Genomic DNA, 14,735 nt, shown 5'->3' with positions numbered 1-14,735 from the left:
ATATCGTAATTTATTGATTTACGATTATTCAATCTGCTCCACTATCTAAAATTGTAGGTCATTATGTTAACAAAAGAAGAATCATTGCAAGAAGAAATTAAGGCAAAAAAGCAAATCAAAGCCGAGCAAATTGCTGAAAAGAAAAAATACACAGTAACATGGGATATGTTACAAATGCATGGTCGGGAGCTTTCGGCTCGCTTATTACCGGCCAGTCAATGGAAAGGCATTATTGCGGTTAGTCGAGGCGGACTCGTTCCAGCTGCAATTTTAGCGCGAGAATTAAGTATCCGCTATGTCGATACGATCTGTATTTCAAGTTATGACCATAACCATCAACGAGAAAAATTAATTTTAAAACACGCTGAAGGTGATGGTGAAGGATTTATTGTTATCGACGATTTAGTTGATACTGGCGGAACCGCTCATACTATTCGTGATATGTACCCTAAAGCACGCTTTGTTACCATTTTTGCCAAGCCAGCAGGAAAACCACTTGTTGATGATTATGTTATCGATATTCCTCAAGATACTTGGATTGAGCAACCTTGGGATACCGGGATCAGTTTTGTTTTACCATTAAGTGATAATAAATAACATAGATAGTACTTTACGGTGCTATTTTGATGCGTTCCACCATTATCTGTATTGATTTTGAGTATAACCATTATGGCTGCGAATAAGAATTTATCTGAACAATTATTTAAACCTAAGTTTGATTATCCTGAAACATCATCTTTAATTCAGCGTAGCGGTTCGTTTGGTTACCAAGCGGGCTCTGTTCTTGATGGTGAAAATCGTCACAATTGGTACCGTATCATAAATCGGTTAGCTTGGTATTGGCGGGGGCTCCCCTTGCTTGACGTTGAAGACGTTTTATCGCGTATTGCGGCATCAACGCGTAAACATAGCCATGAGCAATGGTTAGATACTGTCATTGGCTATCAAGCGGGTAACTGGATTTATGAGTTTTTAGCGCAAGCGGTAATATGGCAGCAAAAAGCTGAAAAATGTCAGCCATCTAATGATGAATCCCTCGTGAAAACTGACTGTCATAAAGCATGGTTAACGGCAAGCTTATTTGCTAGCTTGGCTAGCTATCCTTATTATCGTAATGATGAGTTGGCTAATCAAGCACAAATGTTTGCTAACCGCTATTACCGCGAAGCAATCAATCATTGTGAATATCAAATTAAAGAATTTGATTTTATGGTTGATAATAAAACAGTGAAAACGATTTTGCATACACCATTAAAAATTAATGATACCCCAAAAGCTTGTCCTGTAGTATTTTTGTGCGCAGGATTAAGTAATTTGCAAATTGATTTCTACTCTTTTTTTTCGCAATATTTAGCGCCTCTTGGCGTGGGACTATTAACGGTTGATACTCCATCTATTGGTTTTAGTCGTCAATTTAACCTGTCGCAAAATACCAGTATAATCCATCAGTCAATACTTGAGCAGATTAAAACGGTACCCTTAATTGATTATGATAATATCATTTTGTTTGGTCACCGATTTGGTGGCAATATTGCAACAAGGTTGGCTTATTTAATGCCGAATAAAATTAGAGGTGTTATTAATGTTGCGCCTATTTTGCATCAACTATTTACCGATTATCAAATGCAGATAACATTACCGCCAATCTATCGCGATATCATTGCCAGTCGTTTAGGCCTTAACAATATTTCCGATCAACAATTGATGGCGGAGCTAAAATTCTTTTCATTAAAAGAGCAGGGCTTATTAGCAAGACCGTGTTCAGTGCCCATATTAAATATTCACTACGAAGGAGATGTTATGAGTTCTCTCGACGAGATCAAGCTCATAACATCGAGTAAAAAAGTTTCATTAGTTCAACTAAAAGCACTCTCTTTAAAAGAGAGTTTAAAACAATCATCTGCTCAGTCAGCGAAATGGATTGAAGCGTTAATTCAATAATAGATAAACAATTAAACGGTTGTAAAATGAAACAACAGACTATTGTAATAAAGCTTGGCACCAGTGTATTAACGGGCGGTTCTAAAAAATTAGATCGTTCTAAAATTGTCGAGTTAGTTCGGCAGTGTCACCTATTGCATCAGCAAGGACATAAAATAATTGTTGTTACCTCGGGGGCGATTGCGGCAGGCCGTGAGGAGCTCAATTATCCCGATCTCCCTAAAACGGTTGCGTCAAAACAGCTACTCGCATCAGTAGGGCAAGGTAAATTAATCCAATTATGGGAGCAGCTGTTTTCTATTTATAATATTTTTATTGGCCAGATGTTATTAACTCGGGCTGATTTAGAAGATCGTGAACGTTTTCTTAATGCACAAGATGCTTTAAAAGCGATGCTTGAAAACCAAATTATACCGGTTATTAACGAAAATGATGCGGTTGCAACGGCTGAAATTAAAGTGGGTGATAACGATAATTTATCAGCACTCGCGGCGATCTTAGCTCAGGCCGATAAACTAATTTTATTGACGGATCAAGAAGGCCTGTTTACAGCTGATCCACGAAAAGATCCTAGCGCCAAATTAATTACTGAGATTGAAACGATTGATACTACATTAAAATCGATGGCAGGTGACAGCGTTTCAGGGTTAGGTACAGGCGGGATGGGAACAAAATTACAAGCGGCAGAAATCGCCGGTAAAGCGGGTATTGAGGTCGTTATTGCAGCAGGTAGTCGGGCTAATGTTATTGTCGATATTGCTAATAATATTGCCGTTGGTAGCCGTTTTATTGCGAAAAAAACACCTCTTGAACATCGTAAGCACTGGTTATTCGGTGCACCACCAGCGGGGACTATTATTCTTGATGATGGCGCCGTTAATGCTATTTTACATCAAGGCCGCTCTATCTTGCCTAAAGGTATCGTTGGCGTTGTCAGTGATTTCTCACGCGGCGAAGTTGTTGATATTTGCGACCAAAAAAAGGTGAGTATTGCACGAGGCGTTTCTCGTTATAATAGTGATGCGTTAAGACAAATTGCAGGCCATCATTCACAAGATATTGCTCAATTGATCGGTTACGAGTATGGGCCTGTTGCGGTTCATCGTGATGATATGATAGTTAAATAAACTTAAGGAAATAGTAAATGGGCTTAGTCGAAATAGGTAAATCAGCGAAACAAGCTGCATTTCAGTTATCTCAATGTACTACGTCTCAAAAAAATGCCGCATTAAACGGTATTGCCGATTTACTCGAGCAAAAAAGTGAGTCTATTTTAGCCGCCAATCAACGCGATATACAAAATGCACAAGACAATGCGCTTAGTGCAGCAGTATTAGATCGGTTATTGCTAACGGGTGATCGATTAATTAGTATCGCTAATGATGTTAGGAAAGTCGCAATGTTAACTGATCCCGTTGGAGAAGTTATTGATGGCAGTATATTAGGCAGTGGCTTAAAATTGCAGCGCCATAGAGTACCATTAGGTGTGATTGGCGTTATTTATGAAGCAAGACCAAATGTTACTATTGATATTGCGTCATTATGTCTAAAAACTGGCAATGCAGCCATTTTGCGCGGTGGCAAAGAGACGGTTCACACTAATAAAGCGATGATTGATATTATTCAACATGCTCTTGCACAATCTAAATTACCGACAACAGCTATACAATCAATAAATGACCCTGATCGTAAGTATATTAATGAGTTACTTAAACTCGATCAGTATGTTGATATGATTATTCCGCGTGGCGGAGCCGCATTACATAAGTTATGCCGTGAACAATCAACTATTCCCGTCATTACTGGGGGAATTGGTGTATGCCATCTTTTTGTCGACGAAAGTATGGATTTTGCCAAGGCACTACCAATTATTATTAATGCTAAAACTCAGCGGCCGAGTACGTGCAACACGCTTGAAACATTACTTGTTCATGCAAATATTGCCAAACAATTTTTACCAAAATTAAGTCAAGCTATGGCTGATAACGCGGTGGTTTTACATGCTGATCCAGAGTCGTTTGCGATATTAAAAGGATTGCCGGCTAATGTTTCCGTCGTTACAGATGAGGAGCTGCGGCAAGAGTGGCTAGCAAAAGATCTTAATGTGGTGATTGTCGATTCATTAGAGCATGCAGTCAGCCATATTCGTGAATATGGCAGTGCACATTCAGACGGAATTTTAACCCGCAGTTTAGCTAATGCAGAAAAATTTGTTAACTTAGTTGATTCAGCAGCAGTATATGTCAATGCATCAACTCGTTTTACTGATGGTGCGCAATTTGGACTCGGTGCTGAGGTCGCAGTGAGTACCCAAAAACTTCATGCCAGAGGACCGATGGGGCTTGAGGCTTTAACCACCTATAAATGGGTTGGCTATGGTGATGATTTAATTCGAGATTAGTTTTATCTGCAAAAAATCAAGGCGACATAGGTCGCCTTGTTGCTATTTACTTTGAGGATTATCGGTTGTTGCTCCATCAGGAAAATTACGCATCAATAACGCAAATTCGAGCGAAATCTCATCGGCTATTGGTAAATAGACTATATGCCCATCGCCAAGTCCAGAAGTGATATCTTGGCCTTTCTTATTTTGCATGCTTTCAATAATAAACTGAATATTGCCATTAGGTGTCATCATTTCAACACTATCTCCAACTGAAAATCGGTTTTTTACAATGACTTCCGCAAGACCATTTAGTCGCTGGCCACTAAATTCACCGACAAACTGCTGACGCTCTGATACCGAATGGCTATGAATATAATTCTGCATATCTTCATGATTATGACGACGCAAAAAGCCTTCAGTGTAGCCGCGATTAGCTAGCGACTCAAGTTCAATAAGTAAACTAGGATCAAAAGGTTTACCTTCCGCAGCTGCATCGATAGCTCGGCGATAGACTTGTGCTGTGCGAGCGCAGTAGTAGAATGATTTTGTTCGACCTTCAATTTTTAGTGAATGCACCCCGATTTTTGTCAGATCTTCGACTAGTTCAATAGCTCTAAGATCTTTCGAATTCATGATATAAGTACCATGTTCATCTTCAAAAGCTTGCATATACTCGCCAGGGCGGCCAGACTCTTCCAGCATAAAAACTTGGTCGGTAGTATTACTGGTTGTAAGTGTAGGCTCGATTTTTGTGATCGCAATCGGTTCATGTTTATGAACAATTTGCCCTGTCTCATCTTCCTTACCTTCGGTAATGTTGTATTTCCAACGGCAAGCATTGGTGCAGGTACCTTGGTTAGGATCGCGTTTATTGATATAACCAGATAGCAAACAGCGACCAGAATAAGCCATACATAATGCGCCATGGATAAATACTTCCAGTTCCATTTCAGGTACTTGCTGTCTAATTTCACTGATTTCATCTAATGAGAGTTCTCGAGATAACACCACACGGGTTAACCCCATTTGATGCCAAAATTTTACCGTTGCCCAGTTAACCGCGTTTGATTGAACCGAAAGATGGATCTCCATTGCAGGGAAATGTTCACGTACTAACATAATTAAGCCCGGATCAGACATAATAAATGCATCAGGTTGCATATCCACAACCGGTTTTAAATCGCGAATAAATGTTTTCAGCTTTGAATTATGGGGCGCAATATTGACAACAACATAAAATTTTTTGCCAAGCGCATGCGCTTCATTAATACCGATGGCTAAATTTTCATGATTAAATTCATTGTTACGCACACGTAAGCTATAACGTGGTTGCCCTGCATATACTGCATCGGCGCCGTAAGCAAATGCATAGCGCATGTTTTTAAGCGAGCCAGCAGGGGATAGCAGCTCGGGTTTTAAATATTGAGTTTTCATTTAATAAAATGCCTCTGATTCCAGGTCAGTGAACTAACTTTTTAAAATAGGCGTTAGTTTGTTACAAAGCATTAATTAATAAAGATTAATAACTAATTACTTCTTTGAATATTTGTGACACACCAGCTGATTGTGCCGTAAATGTGACATTGTTAGAATATTCTATCATATGTTCAGCATTTAAATGAGCATATTTATTTACCATTTCTAGGCTCTCCCAGCCGCCCATAGTTTTTAATGTATAAAGAGGTGTTCCAGCTTGAACATGCCAACTTGCCCAAGTATGGCGCAGATCGTGAAATCTAAAATCATTAATTTCTGATTCTTTCACTGCTAACTGAAAAAGCCTGTGGTCTATTTTGCTAACCCTCTTTCCATTTTTTCTAGTAAAGACGTACCCATCACTACTTTTAAACCTAAGTCCTCTTAGTAAGTCTATTGCGGATTGATTTAATGGTAGTGATCTTGCTCGACCTGATTTTGCATTTTCAGCTGTAACCGTTGCTAGTTTATTTACAAAATCAACATTATGCCAAGTTAATGACAATATCTCATTTTGTCTAGCACCAGTAGATAAAGCAAAAAAACATACATTATATAGCCAATCAATTTTAATGTTTTTTAGTAATAACGCTGCTTTTTCTTTCGTTATCCACCTAACCCTAACTTTAGGTTCTTTTTCGGTCGGAACAAATGGAACTGAATCAATCCAGCCCATCTTGTGACTGAGAGAAAAAATCCTTATAATGTCGGACCTGTAACGATTTCTTGTTGCGTTTGATACTAATTTACCATTTAACATATTAACTTTTGGCAGGCTTAAAAGTATTTCCTCTCCAGAAATTGAAGATAATGCCCTATCTTTAAAGTATGATAAAAAATACTCTGCCTTTAGTTGTTTATAGTTATAGTTACTTTGCCCCAGCCCATCTTTCAAAAATAAGATAACACCTTCTTGGAATAACCTTTCCGGCTTTTTATTGAGTCGAGAAACTTCCCACAGTTCATGCTTCAGCTTGTCGTGATATTCTTGTGCTTTTCTTTTTTCTGACGTACCAGTAGATCGCCTAACTCTTGAGCCATCTGGCGCGACGATGTCAATGTGCCACGTATCACCGCGTTTTTTAATTGACATTTTATTACCTCCTTAGAGGTTAGCCGATCGGAATTATTAACGCCTTTTAGTTTTTCTTCAAGCGTTTTTTTATCAGCTAACCATTTTCCTTTTTCCAGCAGTTGAAAAAATCCTAGTTTTTTGCGGTTTTCGTATAGATATGTATAAGAGAGGGAAGTTATGCGAGTTGCTTGTTTAAGCGTTATTAGCTCCATATTTATTTAACCTTTCAAAATCATTACAGCACTTATCATTACAAAACGGATAGCCGTCAGGTGTTGGCTCTTTGCAATATCTACACAATTGATAATAAGATGCATTTTCCGGTATTTTATTATTTAGAGCGCTATCCATAGCTCTTTGTACACATTCATTTGCTTCGTCTGCTATATCAGCCATTGCCACTTCCACGATTCCAAGTTAATTTTGATAGTATTTCGCTTTCTTTTTCGCTACCTCTAGCGTTACAGTTAAAGCAAACTACGGCATAGTAAATTCTATCTCCAAATTCTTCAGGAATATCCTCATTAAATCGATAGTCAATATCATCAACCGCTAAATCAGTACTTTTACAAAAAGGGCATGGCAATAGTTTAATCTCCATTATCTTTCTCCGCATCTTTCATAAGTAAGTAACATTCTGCTATAGCTCGGCAGGGGTTTATGCTATTAGCGATAAATTTATTTCCTGTAGAGTTAAATGCACTAGCTGACCATTCAGTTTTATTTGAGTATGCAAGAGCGGTTAAGCTGATATTGTTATCAATCATTAAATTAAAAGCATCAGGATAATAAGAGCAATAATTTTTTCCTATAATTACGGTTTTAAATCCACCATAACCACAAGATACAGATTCAACCAAAATTTCTTGATTGCTGCTTTTTGTGATATTTTTAAACCCAAGGAGGTTTGCTATTTTTTTATTAACCTCAAAATCACTCATTTCGCTATATTTGTTCATTACTTTTAAGCTCCTCAATTCTTTTCTCAATATCAAAAACGGATATTGTTTGTTTAGTTATTAACTCTTCCAACGCTTCAATTTTTACTTCATTGATTGCTTTGTCCCAACCTTGCATACGTTTCTGTAACTGCTCAATTTTAACTTCAAGCATTTGACATCTAGCACAACCACAATCTCTCGACTGCGGTATAGTGTCATGTAAGAATTGGCTTGATACTTTAGTCATCATTGCCCCTTAATATTTTTACGTACTCTTTAAGTGATTTTTTATACGCTCGAATAGTATCGTCTGGTGTGAAATCTAATTGATACGTTACAATTGATTTACTAATTGCCTCTTCAATACCCTGAGCTTTAATCTCATTGATAACATTTTTTGATGATGAGTAATGCTTGGTATGTCTGCGTAAATAGTTAGAGACTATGTCAGATAGTTGCTGATATTGCTCACCCATACCGACTACATCACTAAATAAAATTTCACTGCACAGTAATTGCAAGTCTTTTTCTACTATTTCTTTTACGCATTCTGCTGTTGTTTTTAACTCGCTTTCAAGCTCTTTTATTCTTGCTTGGAGTTGTTCTATTTTTCCTCTGTGTTCACCCCACGTTACCCAATCACCATAGTTATTAGGCATCATTCCAACGTATAGTTTTTGAGGCTCTTCTCCTGTAATCATTGGTCGAAAATTTTCATACTCAAGGCTATATCGTTTAATCTCTTTCACTTAATCACCTCTATTGACATAATTATGTGGTTTGGTTGTGTGTATTGCTCATCATCAAGAATGTGAGTAACTAAAGCGTTAACTTTCTCGCCCGTAAAGTTCAAATCCCACTCATTTAAAATCAATGTATCGCCGACTTTGTAATCGCGGTCGTTTACTCTAGCCTCGCATTTTTTAGCGCCTGATTTAACAGGGCCAAACCATTCGGGTAATATTTTTAGTTCGTGAATCATATTTAACTCCGTGATAATAGTTATTCACACAAAACACATTCCTGTATCGCAGAACTGAATTAAATCCATCTGAGAATTTTTGCCATCAATTTTAGTCAGCGGTGCTTCTGAGAGAGGTACTCCGTATTTTGTAAGATAAAGATGAGGTTGTTCTTTTTGTATTTCCTTCTCATGCTCACAGGCTTTCAAAAAGTCATCAGGACAATTTTCTTTCATATAAAGCCAGAGGTTATCATCGCGGTTCGGGCACATCCAACACAATGAAGGTGGGGGAGTTGGTAATCCATAATCTTCAACAAACTGAATGCACATTTGTTTGGTTATCATCATTTCAACAAGTGGATATCGACGCTGCCACTTTCCTATTGTGACCTTTGCTCGTCTTTTAGCTTCTTCAATGCTAATACCCATCCACATATCAACTCCGCGTTCGGTAAGATATTTTTGGCCAAATCGTTCGTTTAGATATCGCTGAATGACTTCTCGTTTCCACTTATCAGAACAAAAAGCTGGCTTTTTACCAGTGCAATAACCGTTATTATTTCTACCATTTGCAACACTATAATAACCAGGCAATACATCACCATTACTAGAATACAGGTCAAATGTTGCATATTTTGATTTTGGAATAATTACATACTCAACATCCATGTCATCGCAAAGCGGTTGAATATATTTTTTCTGATACTCAAAAACATTTGAAGCTTCGCGTTCTGTGTCAGACATCACTATAATGTCTGACTTTGGGATTATTCCAGCATGCATCATACAGATTAAAGCGTTTGACTGCGTTCCTCCACCTGAAGAGTCAACATTCAACCGATCAGGGTTATACTTAAATTGCCGCATTGGAATAAAATTCCGCGTTGATTTTTTCATATTTACTCCATGCTTGATAATATGTGAGCGATAACATCTACTGTCCAGGCGTTACCAATCGTTTTACATGCTTGTCCGTATGAGACGCCATCGGTATAACCTATGTCTAGTGTTTGAGATAACTCTAATTCTCTTCGTGTCAAATATCTGCAAAATCCATCAAATTCAATTAATCCACTATTTTTGTGCCTATCTTGCTTTAGTGTTATGCAATTAACTTTATTTCTATTTGTTACATTCGGGCAATTGCCTCTCACCCCCTCTCCCCACATCTTTAATCGTGATGCTGTTTGGTTAACTTTAAATTGAGAGCAATAGTCAAAATTAGTATCTTTATAATCTTGAAATGAAATGTTCTTATCTTCTGGAATTGATATGTCTGGAATATTAGTCCAATACAGGCGTTCTCTATTTTGAAAACTCACTAAATTACTATTAATCATTATCGGTTCAACACCAACAACTGACGTTATAACGCGTTCAAACTCTTTTTTCATGCGAACATTTTCGAGTAAGAATTTAACATTAGAATTTAATGATTTTATGTTTTCTAATATCTCTGCAAAACGGAAGAATAAAGCTGAACGCTTATCATTAAACGCTAATTGTTTGCCAGCAAAACTAAAACCCTGGCACGGAGAGCCGGCAAGAATTAAATCAATACTAGCCCAATCAATATCCCAAGATTCCCAATTATTAATGTCACCAAGGCGAATAATACTAGGGTAATTATTATCACTTACTTGGATTGCGTATTTATCTATCTCTGATGCGTAATACTTGTTTACTTTAATATTTGCTCTCTCAAGCGCAACTCGACCGCATGATATGCCGTCGAATAGTGATAAGACATTCATATTTACTCCATAGCAATGCACACCGATTGATTGGCGTGACAAGGTTATTTAGTTAAAATAATAGGTTATACCTAATTACGTATGATAATTAATCAGGTTGTTAGTTGCTTGCTAAGTATAAGTTTTAGGATGTTGATACATGAGTTATCAACAGATTTTGGGGGTTAAAAAACCGCTACATGAGCGGTTAGTTTACTTAGATTTATTTTTTATTTTATCAAGCATTATTTTTATGTATAAAAGCTCTTTCAATAACTCACTAGCTTGCTCTTTATCAAATAAAACATATTCATATTTTGTACTAAAAAAAGACGTAATTTCGTTTCTTGTTGCTATGTATGGAGTATTTTGATTATCAAAATAAAGATGAAAATACTCATAATCTATATTAGGTTTATTTTCTCTATTTGATTCAGGTGAGTCGGCCCATCTGACAAATTTGAGTATATCTTTAAATCTATCATTAAATTTATCATATGGCATATACATTGTTGAAAGTACATATGTATAGGCCGCATCAATTAAATAAACAGAATAATCACCGGAATGAGGTATTTGAAGAACCAGTGAAGAGTCTTTAATTATTTTTTCATTTACGCATCGATCGTTTTCTAATTCACAATGACTTGCTTTTACGTCAGATCTATATAAATCGGTTCCAGTTAAAGCACCATGAATTGCATTACCAATAGCGTTGCATCCTTGTAATAAAAAACAAGAAAGCAGTAATATTATTATTTTATTCATAAGGTTATTATCCAAAAAAATCAAACAGATAATTTTATCTTAAAATTGAAATTTGTAAAATAAAACCGCACTAGGCGGCTTTAAAATTAAATTATGTATAACTCAAAAATGCACATGATCATCGAAATCTACAACAGTAGATTTTATTGGAACTAAATTAGCTATTAAATAGAATGTAATTTTTATAAATCCATTTAATATATACAAAAGATGATTTATATAATAAATTTAATATCTTTCCCTTTGGGCCGAGATTTAAAGACATAAGTTATTTTTCCTTTAGGAGATGGTTGTGCGAGTTACACAAGAAAAAAAAATGCTTACTTCAATTATTAAAATAGTTAACTACACGAATGATAAAAAAATCAATTACATACCCTTTATGATAACGTTAATAGTGGCTACGCTATTAGCTTGCGTAATAGTAGGTTGGTTTTATTTATTTAATAAGGAAGCTATTATGTATTTTTTAGAAACAGGGCATTCTTTTGATTCAATAATAAAGTACTTATTGCCGTATTCTATAAAAGCTTTCTTTCCGCCATTGCTTATAGGCTGCTTTTTGGGTATTGCCTCGGTATGCCTATATTCTAAGTATTGTGTATGGTATGAATTGAAAAAATATATAGATAAAGAAAAGGTACTAAGGCGTATTTTAGAGCTTGAAAATGAAGTTTCTATTGTCAGAAAAAACACAACAAAATAGTTATCATCGTATGCATATTGAAGGGCTAACGCAGCTCTATTTTTTGCTTGTTCTGCTGTGCTATGTAATTCAAAACCCCATTCGCCATCTAGCGGATCATAACTAAAATATTTCATAATCATTCCTCTGGTAGTGGGATGTCAGACAAATACAAAAAATGTGTTATATCTTTATCATCTGAGTAGTCCCTAGATTCATCACCGCACATAAAGTAAAACCCCTTTTTATCATGATGCAAAAGAGATACCCAACCACTTTTATGCAGGGTGATAACTTCATCGTCATTAAACTCTAATTCTGGCAACTCTTTGCTAGCATCACGCCAATTTAGTTTTGTAGCTTGTTTCATTTTTTCCATCCTCATTTAAAAATTCAGCTTTTAAAACCATTGCCGTGCCATCATCTAATTCCCAATGAATAGATCCGCCATTATCACGGACAAGCTCCCAAACCATCATAGCCGCTTCATTAGTAACGTCTTGACGTTCTTTACCAATACGCACTTTTGTACCATTGCCAAAGTCTTTCATTTTTGCTAAATAAATTTTATTAGTTAATGGTGAATAACCAAGTTGTAGTTTTACTGTATCACCCATTACAAACCTCTCTTATAATTAACTATTACATTGCCGCATTTAAACGGAACAATAAGCACTAAGCATGTTTCAAAGTTGCATGAGTTTTTCGGCTTAGTTCCATCAGGTAACAGATATTGATAGCGGCCGTCTGGAACGTAAATAATGCAATTTGTACTGTGAACATTTTCGTGCCATTCTTTGGTACATGGTGTGTAGGGCATAACCATTAATATGTTCTTTTTTGTTTTATTGACCACTTCAACCGCAGCATTAAAGAAAATCCATTTTTTGGAAAAAGGGGGGTTAATAAAAGAGTAACTACCTCTATCAAACCAGCAATCGGTTAATTCGAGCGCGTCATCTTTTTCTGAGATAAATTTTAATGCTTTGCTTATCTTTTCATTGTAAGAAGTACAACAAATATCTACATCAAACATATAAATATTAAGTAATTTTAATGCATCATTAACTAACTCAGGACTAGTACGCCAAAAGTCTTTAGTTTCTTTTGATGTGTTGGATTTATTCGTTATAGCCATATTTGCCTCATTGGTTTATTACGTTAAAATCACCATCTAGGACCATGTCATTGTCTTGACTAATTCCTGCTTCGGCTTTTTCATCTAATACGACAGCTTTTTGAATTTCAATGGATACTGGTAGGTATTTAAATAATCGACGAATAACTGTTTTCTTCGCCATTTCTTCGTAATATGTTTTCCATGGGCCAGTATCACCAGCTTTACTGGTTTCCTTTACTTTATCGATTTGGCTTTTTGTCATAACTTCAAATTGAACACCGCCGTCTTTTAACTTAGCAACAGCATAAATATGAGTAATGGGTGCGTCATCGTCAGCTTTAGGGGTGTGCTTTAATGATTCTTCAAGCCCGTATTCAAAGTTAAAATCGTCACCCTCTCGAACCGTCCTCGCTGATATACTGATTATCTGGCCGGACCGTCTAGCTAAGTCAATCATTCCTCGGTAACCAATAATTAACTGAACGTTAGGCTTTCCATCATCAGCTTTGCCATTTCCAAATGGTAATAGATAAGCATGGCCTAGTGCGCCTCCTGGTTCTAATCCTAATTGCGAACATTGAACCGCTGCGCCTAGAAAACTCTGTAAATTACACTTTCCAAGAGCAGGAAGTTTTCGTAACTCGGTTGTAAGAATCCTTGCCATTCGATCGGAATTCATGTGCCGAGGCAGGGCCATAGCGAACTGGTTTTTAATTTTTGGTGAGTTAATTAGGTCAGTTAATGTTTCAGGTTTTTTTTGCTGCGTTGCAACTTGGTTTTTGTTTAAATCAGCTTGTGCAATAGGTGGTTGATTTTGTTCAGTCATTTTTTAACTCCTTGGCCCAATAGGGCAGTGATAAAGTTTGCAATGCTGGAAATTCACCATCATTTAAGCATTGCTTTAATGTTTGTAAGTTCGATTTATATGAGATCCTACCGATATCTTTTGCTATATCATCAAATTCGAATGTTTTTACAGGGTATCTGCCACAATTAATCGTCGTACTCACAACTAAGAAAATAAATCTAGGCTTTTCTCCTGTGAGTGATTTAACCCCATCACTATAAAAAGCGTCTTGAACGTGATATCGGAAATCATAGGAGTGAGCGTTAAATCTATTAATATCTGCTGAGGTTTTCACATCACCAACCCAATTAAATTGCTCTATAAATTTATCAGGACGACATCTACACAAAATATCCGTGTCGCTGTCAGCCCAATAAATAGATGCCTCTGCTTTTCCTTTAGCTTCGATAATCCACTTAGCTAATGGGTGGGCCATGGCACTGTCACGCATTAGCATTAATTTTGCGTGGTCCTCACTTGTGATAAGTGTTTGATTAAGTTCTTCCGCTCTCTTTATCAACTCTGCATATTCTTCTTTACCTGCATTGGTCCGCATATTTATAGGCTTAGGAATTAGGAATCGTTTATTAAATTCGTCAGGCTCAAGTAGTAGACAGTGGAAAGCGGTACCCATATCAAGCGATGGCACTTTATTCTTATCTACTGGTGCAGATTTGGACCATTGATAAAGGGCAGGGCATTCAGCTATAAAATCAAGCTGAGACTTACTAACGCCCTCGCCAGAGTGATAATCCTCATTACTAAGGTCATAATAGATGCCTTGCTTCATCATCTATCT

The 14,735-nt window shown here is 36.7% G+C and carries 21 protein-coding genes; 4 read left to right on the top strand and 17 right to left on the bottom strand.

Annotated features, from left to right (window positions below; translation table 11 throughout):
• Nucleotides 1-165: 165 nt before the first annotated feature.
• The 4 genes from gpt to proA all read left to right on the top strand — a co-directional run bounded on the left by gpt (nt 166) and on the right by proA (nt 4,342).
• On the top strand, nt 166-597 hold the full coding sequence (gene gpt, locus RHO12_03435) for a xanthine phosphoribosyltransferase (GenBank protein ID WVD67376.1): 432 nt from the start codon (nt 166-168) through the stop codon (nt 595-597).
• Nucleotides 598-669: 72 nt separating this feature from the next.
• Complete coding sequence (locus RHO12_03430; GenBank protein ID WVD66835.1) at nt 670-1,941, top strand: alpha/beta hydrolase; 1,272 nt, start codon at nt 670-672, stop codon at nt 1,939-1,941.
• Nucleotides 1,942-1,967: 26 nt separating this feature from the next.
• On the top strand, nt 1,968-3,068 hold the full coding sequence (proB, locus tag RHO12_03425; protein ID WVD66834.1) for a glutamate 5-kinase: 1,101 nt from the start codon (nt 1,968-1,970) through the stop codon (nt 3,066-3,068).
• A 17-nt stretch (nt 3,069-3,085) separates the two neighbouring features.
• Entirely contained in the window at nt 3,086-4,342 is a 1,257-nt protein-coding gene (gene proA / locus RHO12_03420) for a glutamate-5-semialdehyde dehydrogenase (GenBank protein ID WVD66833.1), read from the top strand.
• A 42-nt stretch (nt 4,343-4,384) separates the two neighbouring features.
• Here proA and yegQ read toward each other — a convergent pair whose 3' ends face one another.
• The 17 genes from yegQ to RHO12_03335 all read right to left on the bottom strand — a co-directional run bounded on the left by yegQ (nt 4,385) and on the right by RHO12_03335 (nt 14,729).
• Nucleotides 4,385-5,761 (bottom strand): tRNA 5-hydroxyuridine modification protein YegQ, encoded by a 1,377-nt coding sequence (gene yegQ / locus RHO12_03415; GenBank protein ID WVD66832.1) that lies wholly within the window; start codon nt 5,759-5,761, stop codon nt 4,385-4,387.
• An 85-nt stretch (nt 5,762-5,846) separates the two neighbouring features.
• Nucleotides 5,847-6,896, bottom strand: a complete 1,050-nt coding sequence (locus RHO12_03410) for a site-specific integrase (protein ID WVD66831.1) — start codon at nt 6,894-6,896, stop codon at nt 5,847-5,849.
• A gap of 174 nt (nt 6,897-7,070) precedes the next feature.
• Entirely contained in the window at nt 7,071-7,274 is a 204-nt protein-coding gene (locus RHO12_03405) for a hypothetical protein (GenBank protein WVD66830.1), read from the bottom strand.
• Nucleotides 7,267-7,479: a hypothetical protein gene (locus RHO12_03400; GenBank protein WVD66829.1), complete on the bottom strand. Its 213-nt coding sequence runs from the start codon at nt 7,477-7,479 to the stop codon at nt 7,267-7,269. The genes RHO12_03405 and RHO12_03400 overlap by 8 nt, the downstream gene beginning before the upstream one ends.
• A complete protein-coding gene (locus RHO12_03395) occupies nt 7,469-7,837 on the bottom strand; it encodes a hypothetical protein (GenBank protein ID WVD66828.1) in 369 nt (122 codons plus the stop codon). Before RHO12_03395 ends, RHO12_03400 begins: the two co-directional genes overlap by 11 nt.
• On the bottom strand, nt 7,824-8,066 hold the full coding sequence (locus RHO12_03390; GenBank protein WVD66827.1) for a hypothetical protein: 243 nt from the start codon (nt 8,064-8,066) through the stop codon (nt 7,824-7,826). Before RHO12_03390 ends, RHO12_03395 begins: the two co-directional genes overlap by 14 nt.
• The gene (locus RHO12_03385) at nt 8,059-8,568 is read right to left on the bottom strand and encodes a hypothetical protein (GenBank protein WVD66826.1); all 510 of its coding nucleotides are present in this window, start codon (nt 8,566-8,568) and stop codon (nt 8,059-8,061) included. Before RHO12_03385 ends, RHO12_03390 begins: the two co-directional genes overlap by 8 nt.
• Nucleotides 8,565-8,801, bottom strand: coding sequence for a DUF3850 domain-containing protein (locus RHO12_03380; protein ID WVD66825.1), 237 nt, complete (start codon nt 8,799-8,801; stop codon nt 8,565-8,567). The genes RHO12_03385 and RHO12_03380 overlap by 4 nt, the downstream gene beginning before the upstream one ends.
• 24 nt (nt 8,802-8,825) lie before the next feature.
• A complete protein-coding gene (locus RHO12_03375) occupies nt 8,826-9,680 on the bottom strand; it encodes a hypothetical protein (GenBank protein WVD66824.1) in 855 nt (284 codons plus the stop codon).
• Between the two features lie 2 nt (nt 9,681-9,682).
• On the bottom strand, nt 9,683-10,537 hold the full coding sequence (locus RHO12_03370; GenBank protein WVD66823.1) for a DNA cytosine methyltransferase: 855 nt from the start codon (nt 10,535-10,537) through the stop codon (nt 9,683-9,685).
• Nucleotides 10,538-10,729: 192 nt separating this feature from the next.
• Nucleotides 10,730-11,284 (bottom strand): hypothetical protein, encoded by a 555-nt coding sequence (locus RHO12_03365; protein WVD66822.1) that lies wholly within the window; start codon nt 11,282-11,284, stop codon nt 10,730-10,732.
• Nucleotides 11,285-11,719: 435 nt separating this feature from the next.
• Nucleotides 11,720-12,106 (bottom strand): hypothetical protein, encoded by a 387-nt coding sequence (locus tag RHO12_03360; GenBank protein ID WVD66821.1) that lies wholly within the window; start codon nt 12,104-12,106, stop codon nt 11,720-11,722.
• A 2-nt stretch (nt 12,107-12,108) separates the two neighbouring features.
• Nucleotides 12,109-12,339: a hypothetical protein gene (locus tag RHO12_03355; GenBank protein ID WVD66820.1), complete on the bottom strand. Its 231-nt coding sequence runs from the start codon at nt 12,337-12,339 to the stop codon at nt 12,109-12,111.
• Nucleotides 12,308-12,586 carry a hypothetical protein gene (locus tag RHO12_03350; protein WVD66819.1) on the bottom strand — a complete coding sequence of 93 codons (279 nt, stop codon included), beginning with the start codon at nt 12,584-12,586 and terminating at the stop codon, nt 12,308-12,310. The genes RHO12_03355 and RHO12_03350 overlap by 32 nt, the downstream gene beginning before the upstream one ends.
• On the bottom strand, nt 12,586-13,107 hold the full coding sequence (locus RHO12_03345; protein ID WVD66818.1) for a DNA N-6-adenine-methyltransferase: 522 nt from the start codon (nt 13,105-13,107) through the stop codon (nt 12,586-12,588). The genes RHO12_03350 and RHO12_03345 overlap by 1 nt, the downstream gene beginning before the upstream one ends.
• 7 nt (nt 13,108-13,114) lie before the next feature.
• Nucleotides 13,115-13,915 (bottom strand): recombination protein RecT, encoded by an 801-nt coding sequence (gene recT, locus RHO12_03340; GenBank protein WVD66817.1) that lies wholly within the window; start codon nt 13,913-13,915, stop codon nt 13,115-13,117.
• Nucleotides 13,908-14,729 carry a PD-(D/E)XK nuclease-like domain-containing protein gene (locus tag RHO12_03335; GenBank protein ID WVD66816.1) on the bottom strand — a complete coding sequence of 274 codons (822 nt, stop codon included), beginning with the start codon at nt 14,727-14,729 and terminating at the stop codon, nt 13,908-13,910. The genes recT and RHO12_03335 overlap by 8 nt, the downstream gene beginning before the upstream one ends.
• Nucleotides 14,730-14,735: the final 6 nt, after the last annotated feature.

The organism is Orbaceae bacterium lpD02 (assembly GCA_036251875.1).
GTDB lineage: Bacteria > Pseudomonadota > Gammaproteobacteria > Enterobacterales > Orbaceae > Orbus > Orbus sturtevantii.
Note: the sequence above shows the minus strand (reverse complement) of the source record. Positions and strands in the feature narration are given on the sequence as shown.

Coding starts and splice junctions, on each gene's coding strand:
- gpt (WVD67376.1), top strand. CDS start 166: ATGTTACAAATGCATGGTCGGGAGCTTTCGGCTCGCTTATTACCGGCC.
- RHO12_03430 (WVD66835.1), top strand. CDS start 670: ATGGCTGCGAATAAGAATTTATCTGAACAATTATTTAAACCTAAGTTT.
- proB (WVD66834.1), top strand. CDS start 1,968: ATGAAACAACAGACTATTGTAATAAAGCTTGGCACCAGTGTATTAACG.
- proA (WVD66833.1), top strand. CDS start 3,086: ATGGGCTTAGTCGAAATAGGTAAATCAGCGAAACAAGCTGCATTTCAG.
- yegQ (WVD66832.1), bottom strand. CDS start 5,761: ATGAAAACTCAATATTTAAAACCCGAGCTGCTATCCCCTGCTGGCTCG.
- RHO12_03410 (WVD66831.1), bottom strand. CDS start 6,896: ATGTCAATTAAAAAACGCGGTGATACGTGGCACATTGACATCGTCGCG.
- RHO12_03405 (WVD66830.1), bottom strand. CDS start 7,274: ATGGCTGATATAGCAGACGAAGCAAATGAATGTGTACAAAGAGCTATG.
- RHO12_03400 (WVD66829.1), bottom strand. CDS start 7,479: ATGGAGATTAAACTATTGCCATGCCCTTTTTGTAAAAGTACTGATTTA.
- RHO12_03395 (WVD66828.1), bottom strand. CDS start 7,837: ATGAACAAATATAGCGAAATGAGTGATTTTGAGGTTAATAAAAAAATA.
- RHO12_03390 (WVD66827.1), bottom strand. CDS start 8,066: ATGACTAAAGTATCAAGCCAATTCTTACATGACACTATACCGCAGTCG.
- RHO12_03380 (WVD66825.1), bottom strand. CDS start 8,801: ATGATTCACGAACTAAAAATATTACCCGAATGGTTTGGCCCTGTTAAA.
- RHO12_03375 (WVD66824.1), bottom strand. CDS start 9,680: ATGAAAAAATCAACGCGGAATTTTATTCCAATGCGGCAATTTAAGTAT.
- RHO12_03370 (WVD66823.1), bottom strand. CDS start 10,537: ATGAATGTCTTATCACTATTCGACGGCATATCATGCGGTCGAGTTGCG.
- RHO12_03365 (WVD66822.1), bottom strand. CDS start 11,284: ATGAATAAAATAATAATATTACTGCTTTCTTGTTTTTTATTACAAGGA.
- RHO12_03360 (WVD66821.1), bottom strand. CDS start 12,106: ATGAAATATTTTAGTTATGATCCGCTAGATGGCGAATGGGGTTTTGAA.
- RHO12_03355 (WVD66820.1), bottom strand. CDS start 12,339: ATGAAACAAGCTACAAAACTAAATTGGCGTGATGCTAGCAAAGAGTTG.
- RHO12_03350 (WVD66819.1), bottom strand. CDS start 12,586: ATGGGTGATACAGTAAAACTACAACTTGGTTATTCACCATTAACTAAT.
- RHO12_03345 (WVD66818.1), bottom strand. CDS start 13,107: ATGGCTATAACGAATAAATCCAACACATCAAAAGAAACTAAAGACTTT.
- recT (WVD66817.1), bottom strand. CDS start 13,915: ATGACTGAACAAAATCAACCACCTATTGCACAAGCTGATTTAAACAAA.
- RHO12_03335 (WVD66816.1), bottom strand. CDS start 14,729: ATGATGAAGCAAGGCATCTATTATGACCTTAGTAATGAGGATTATCAC.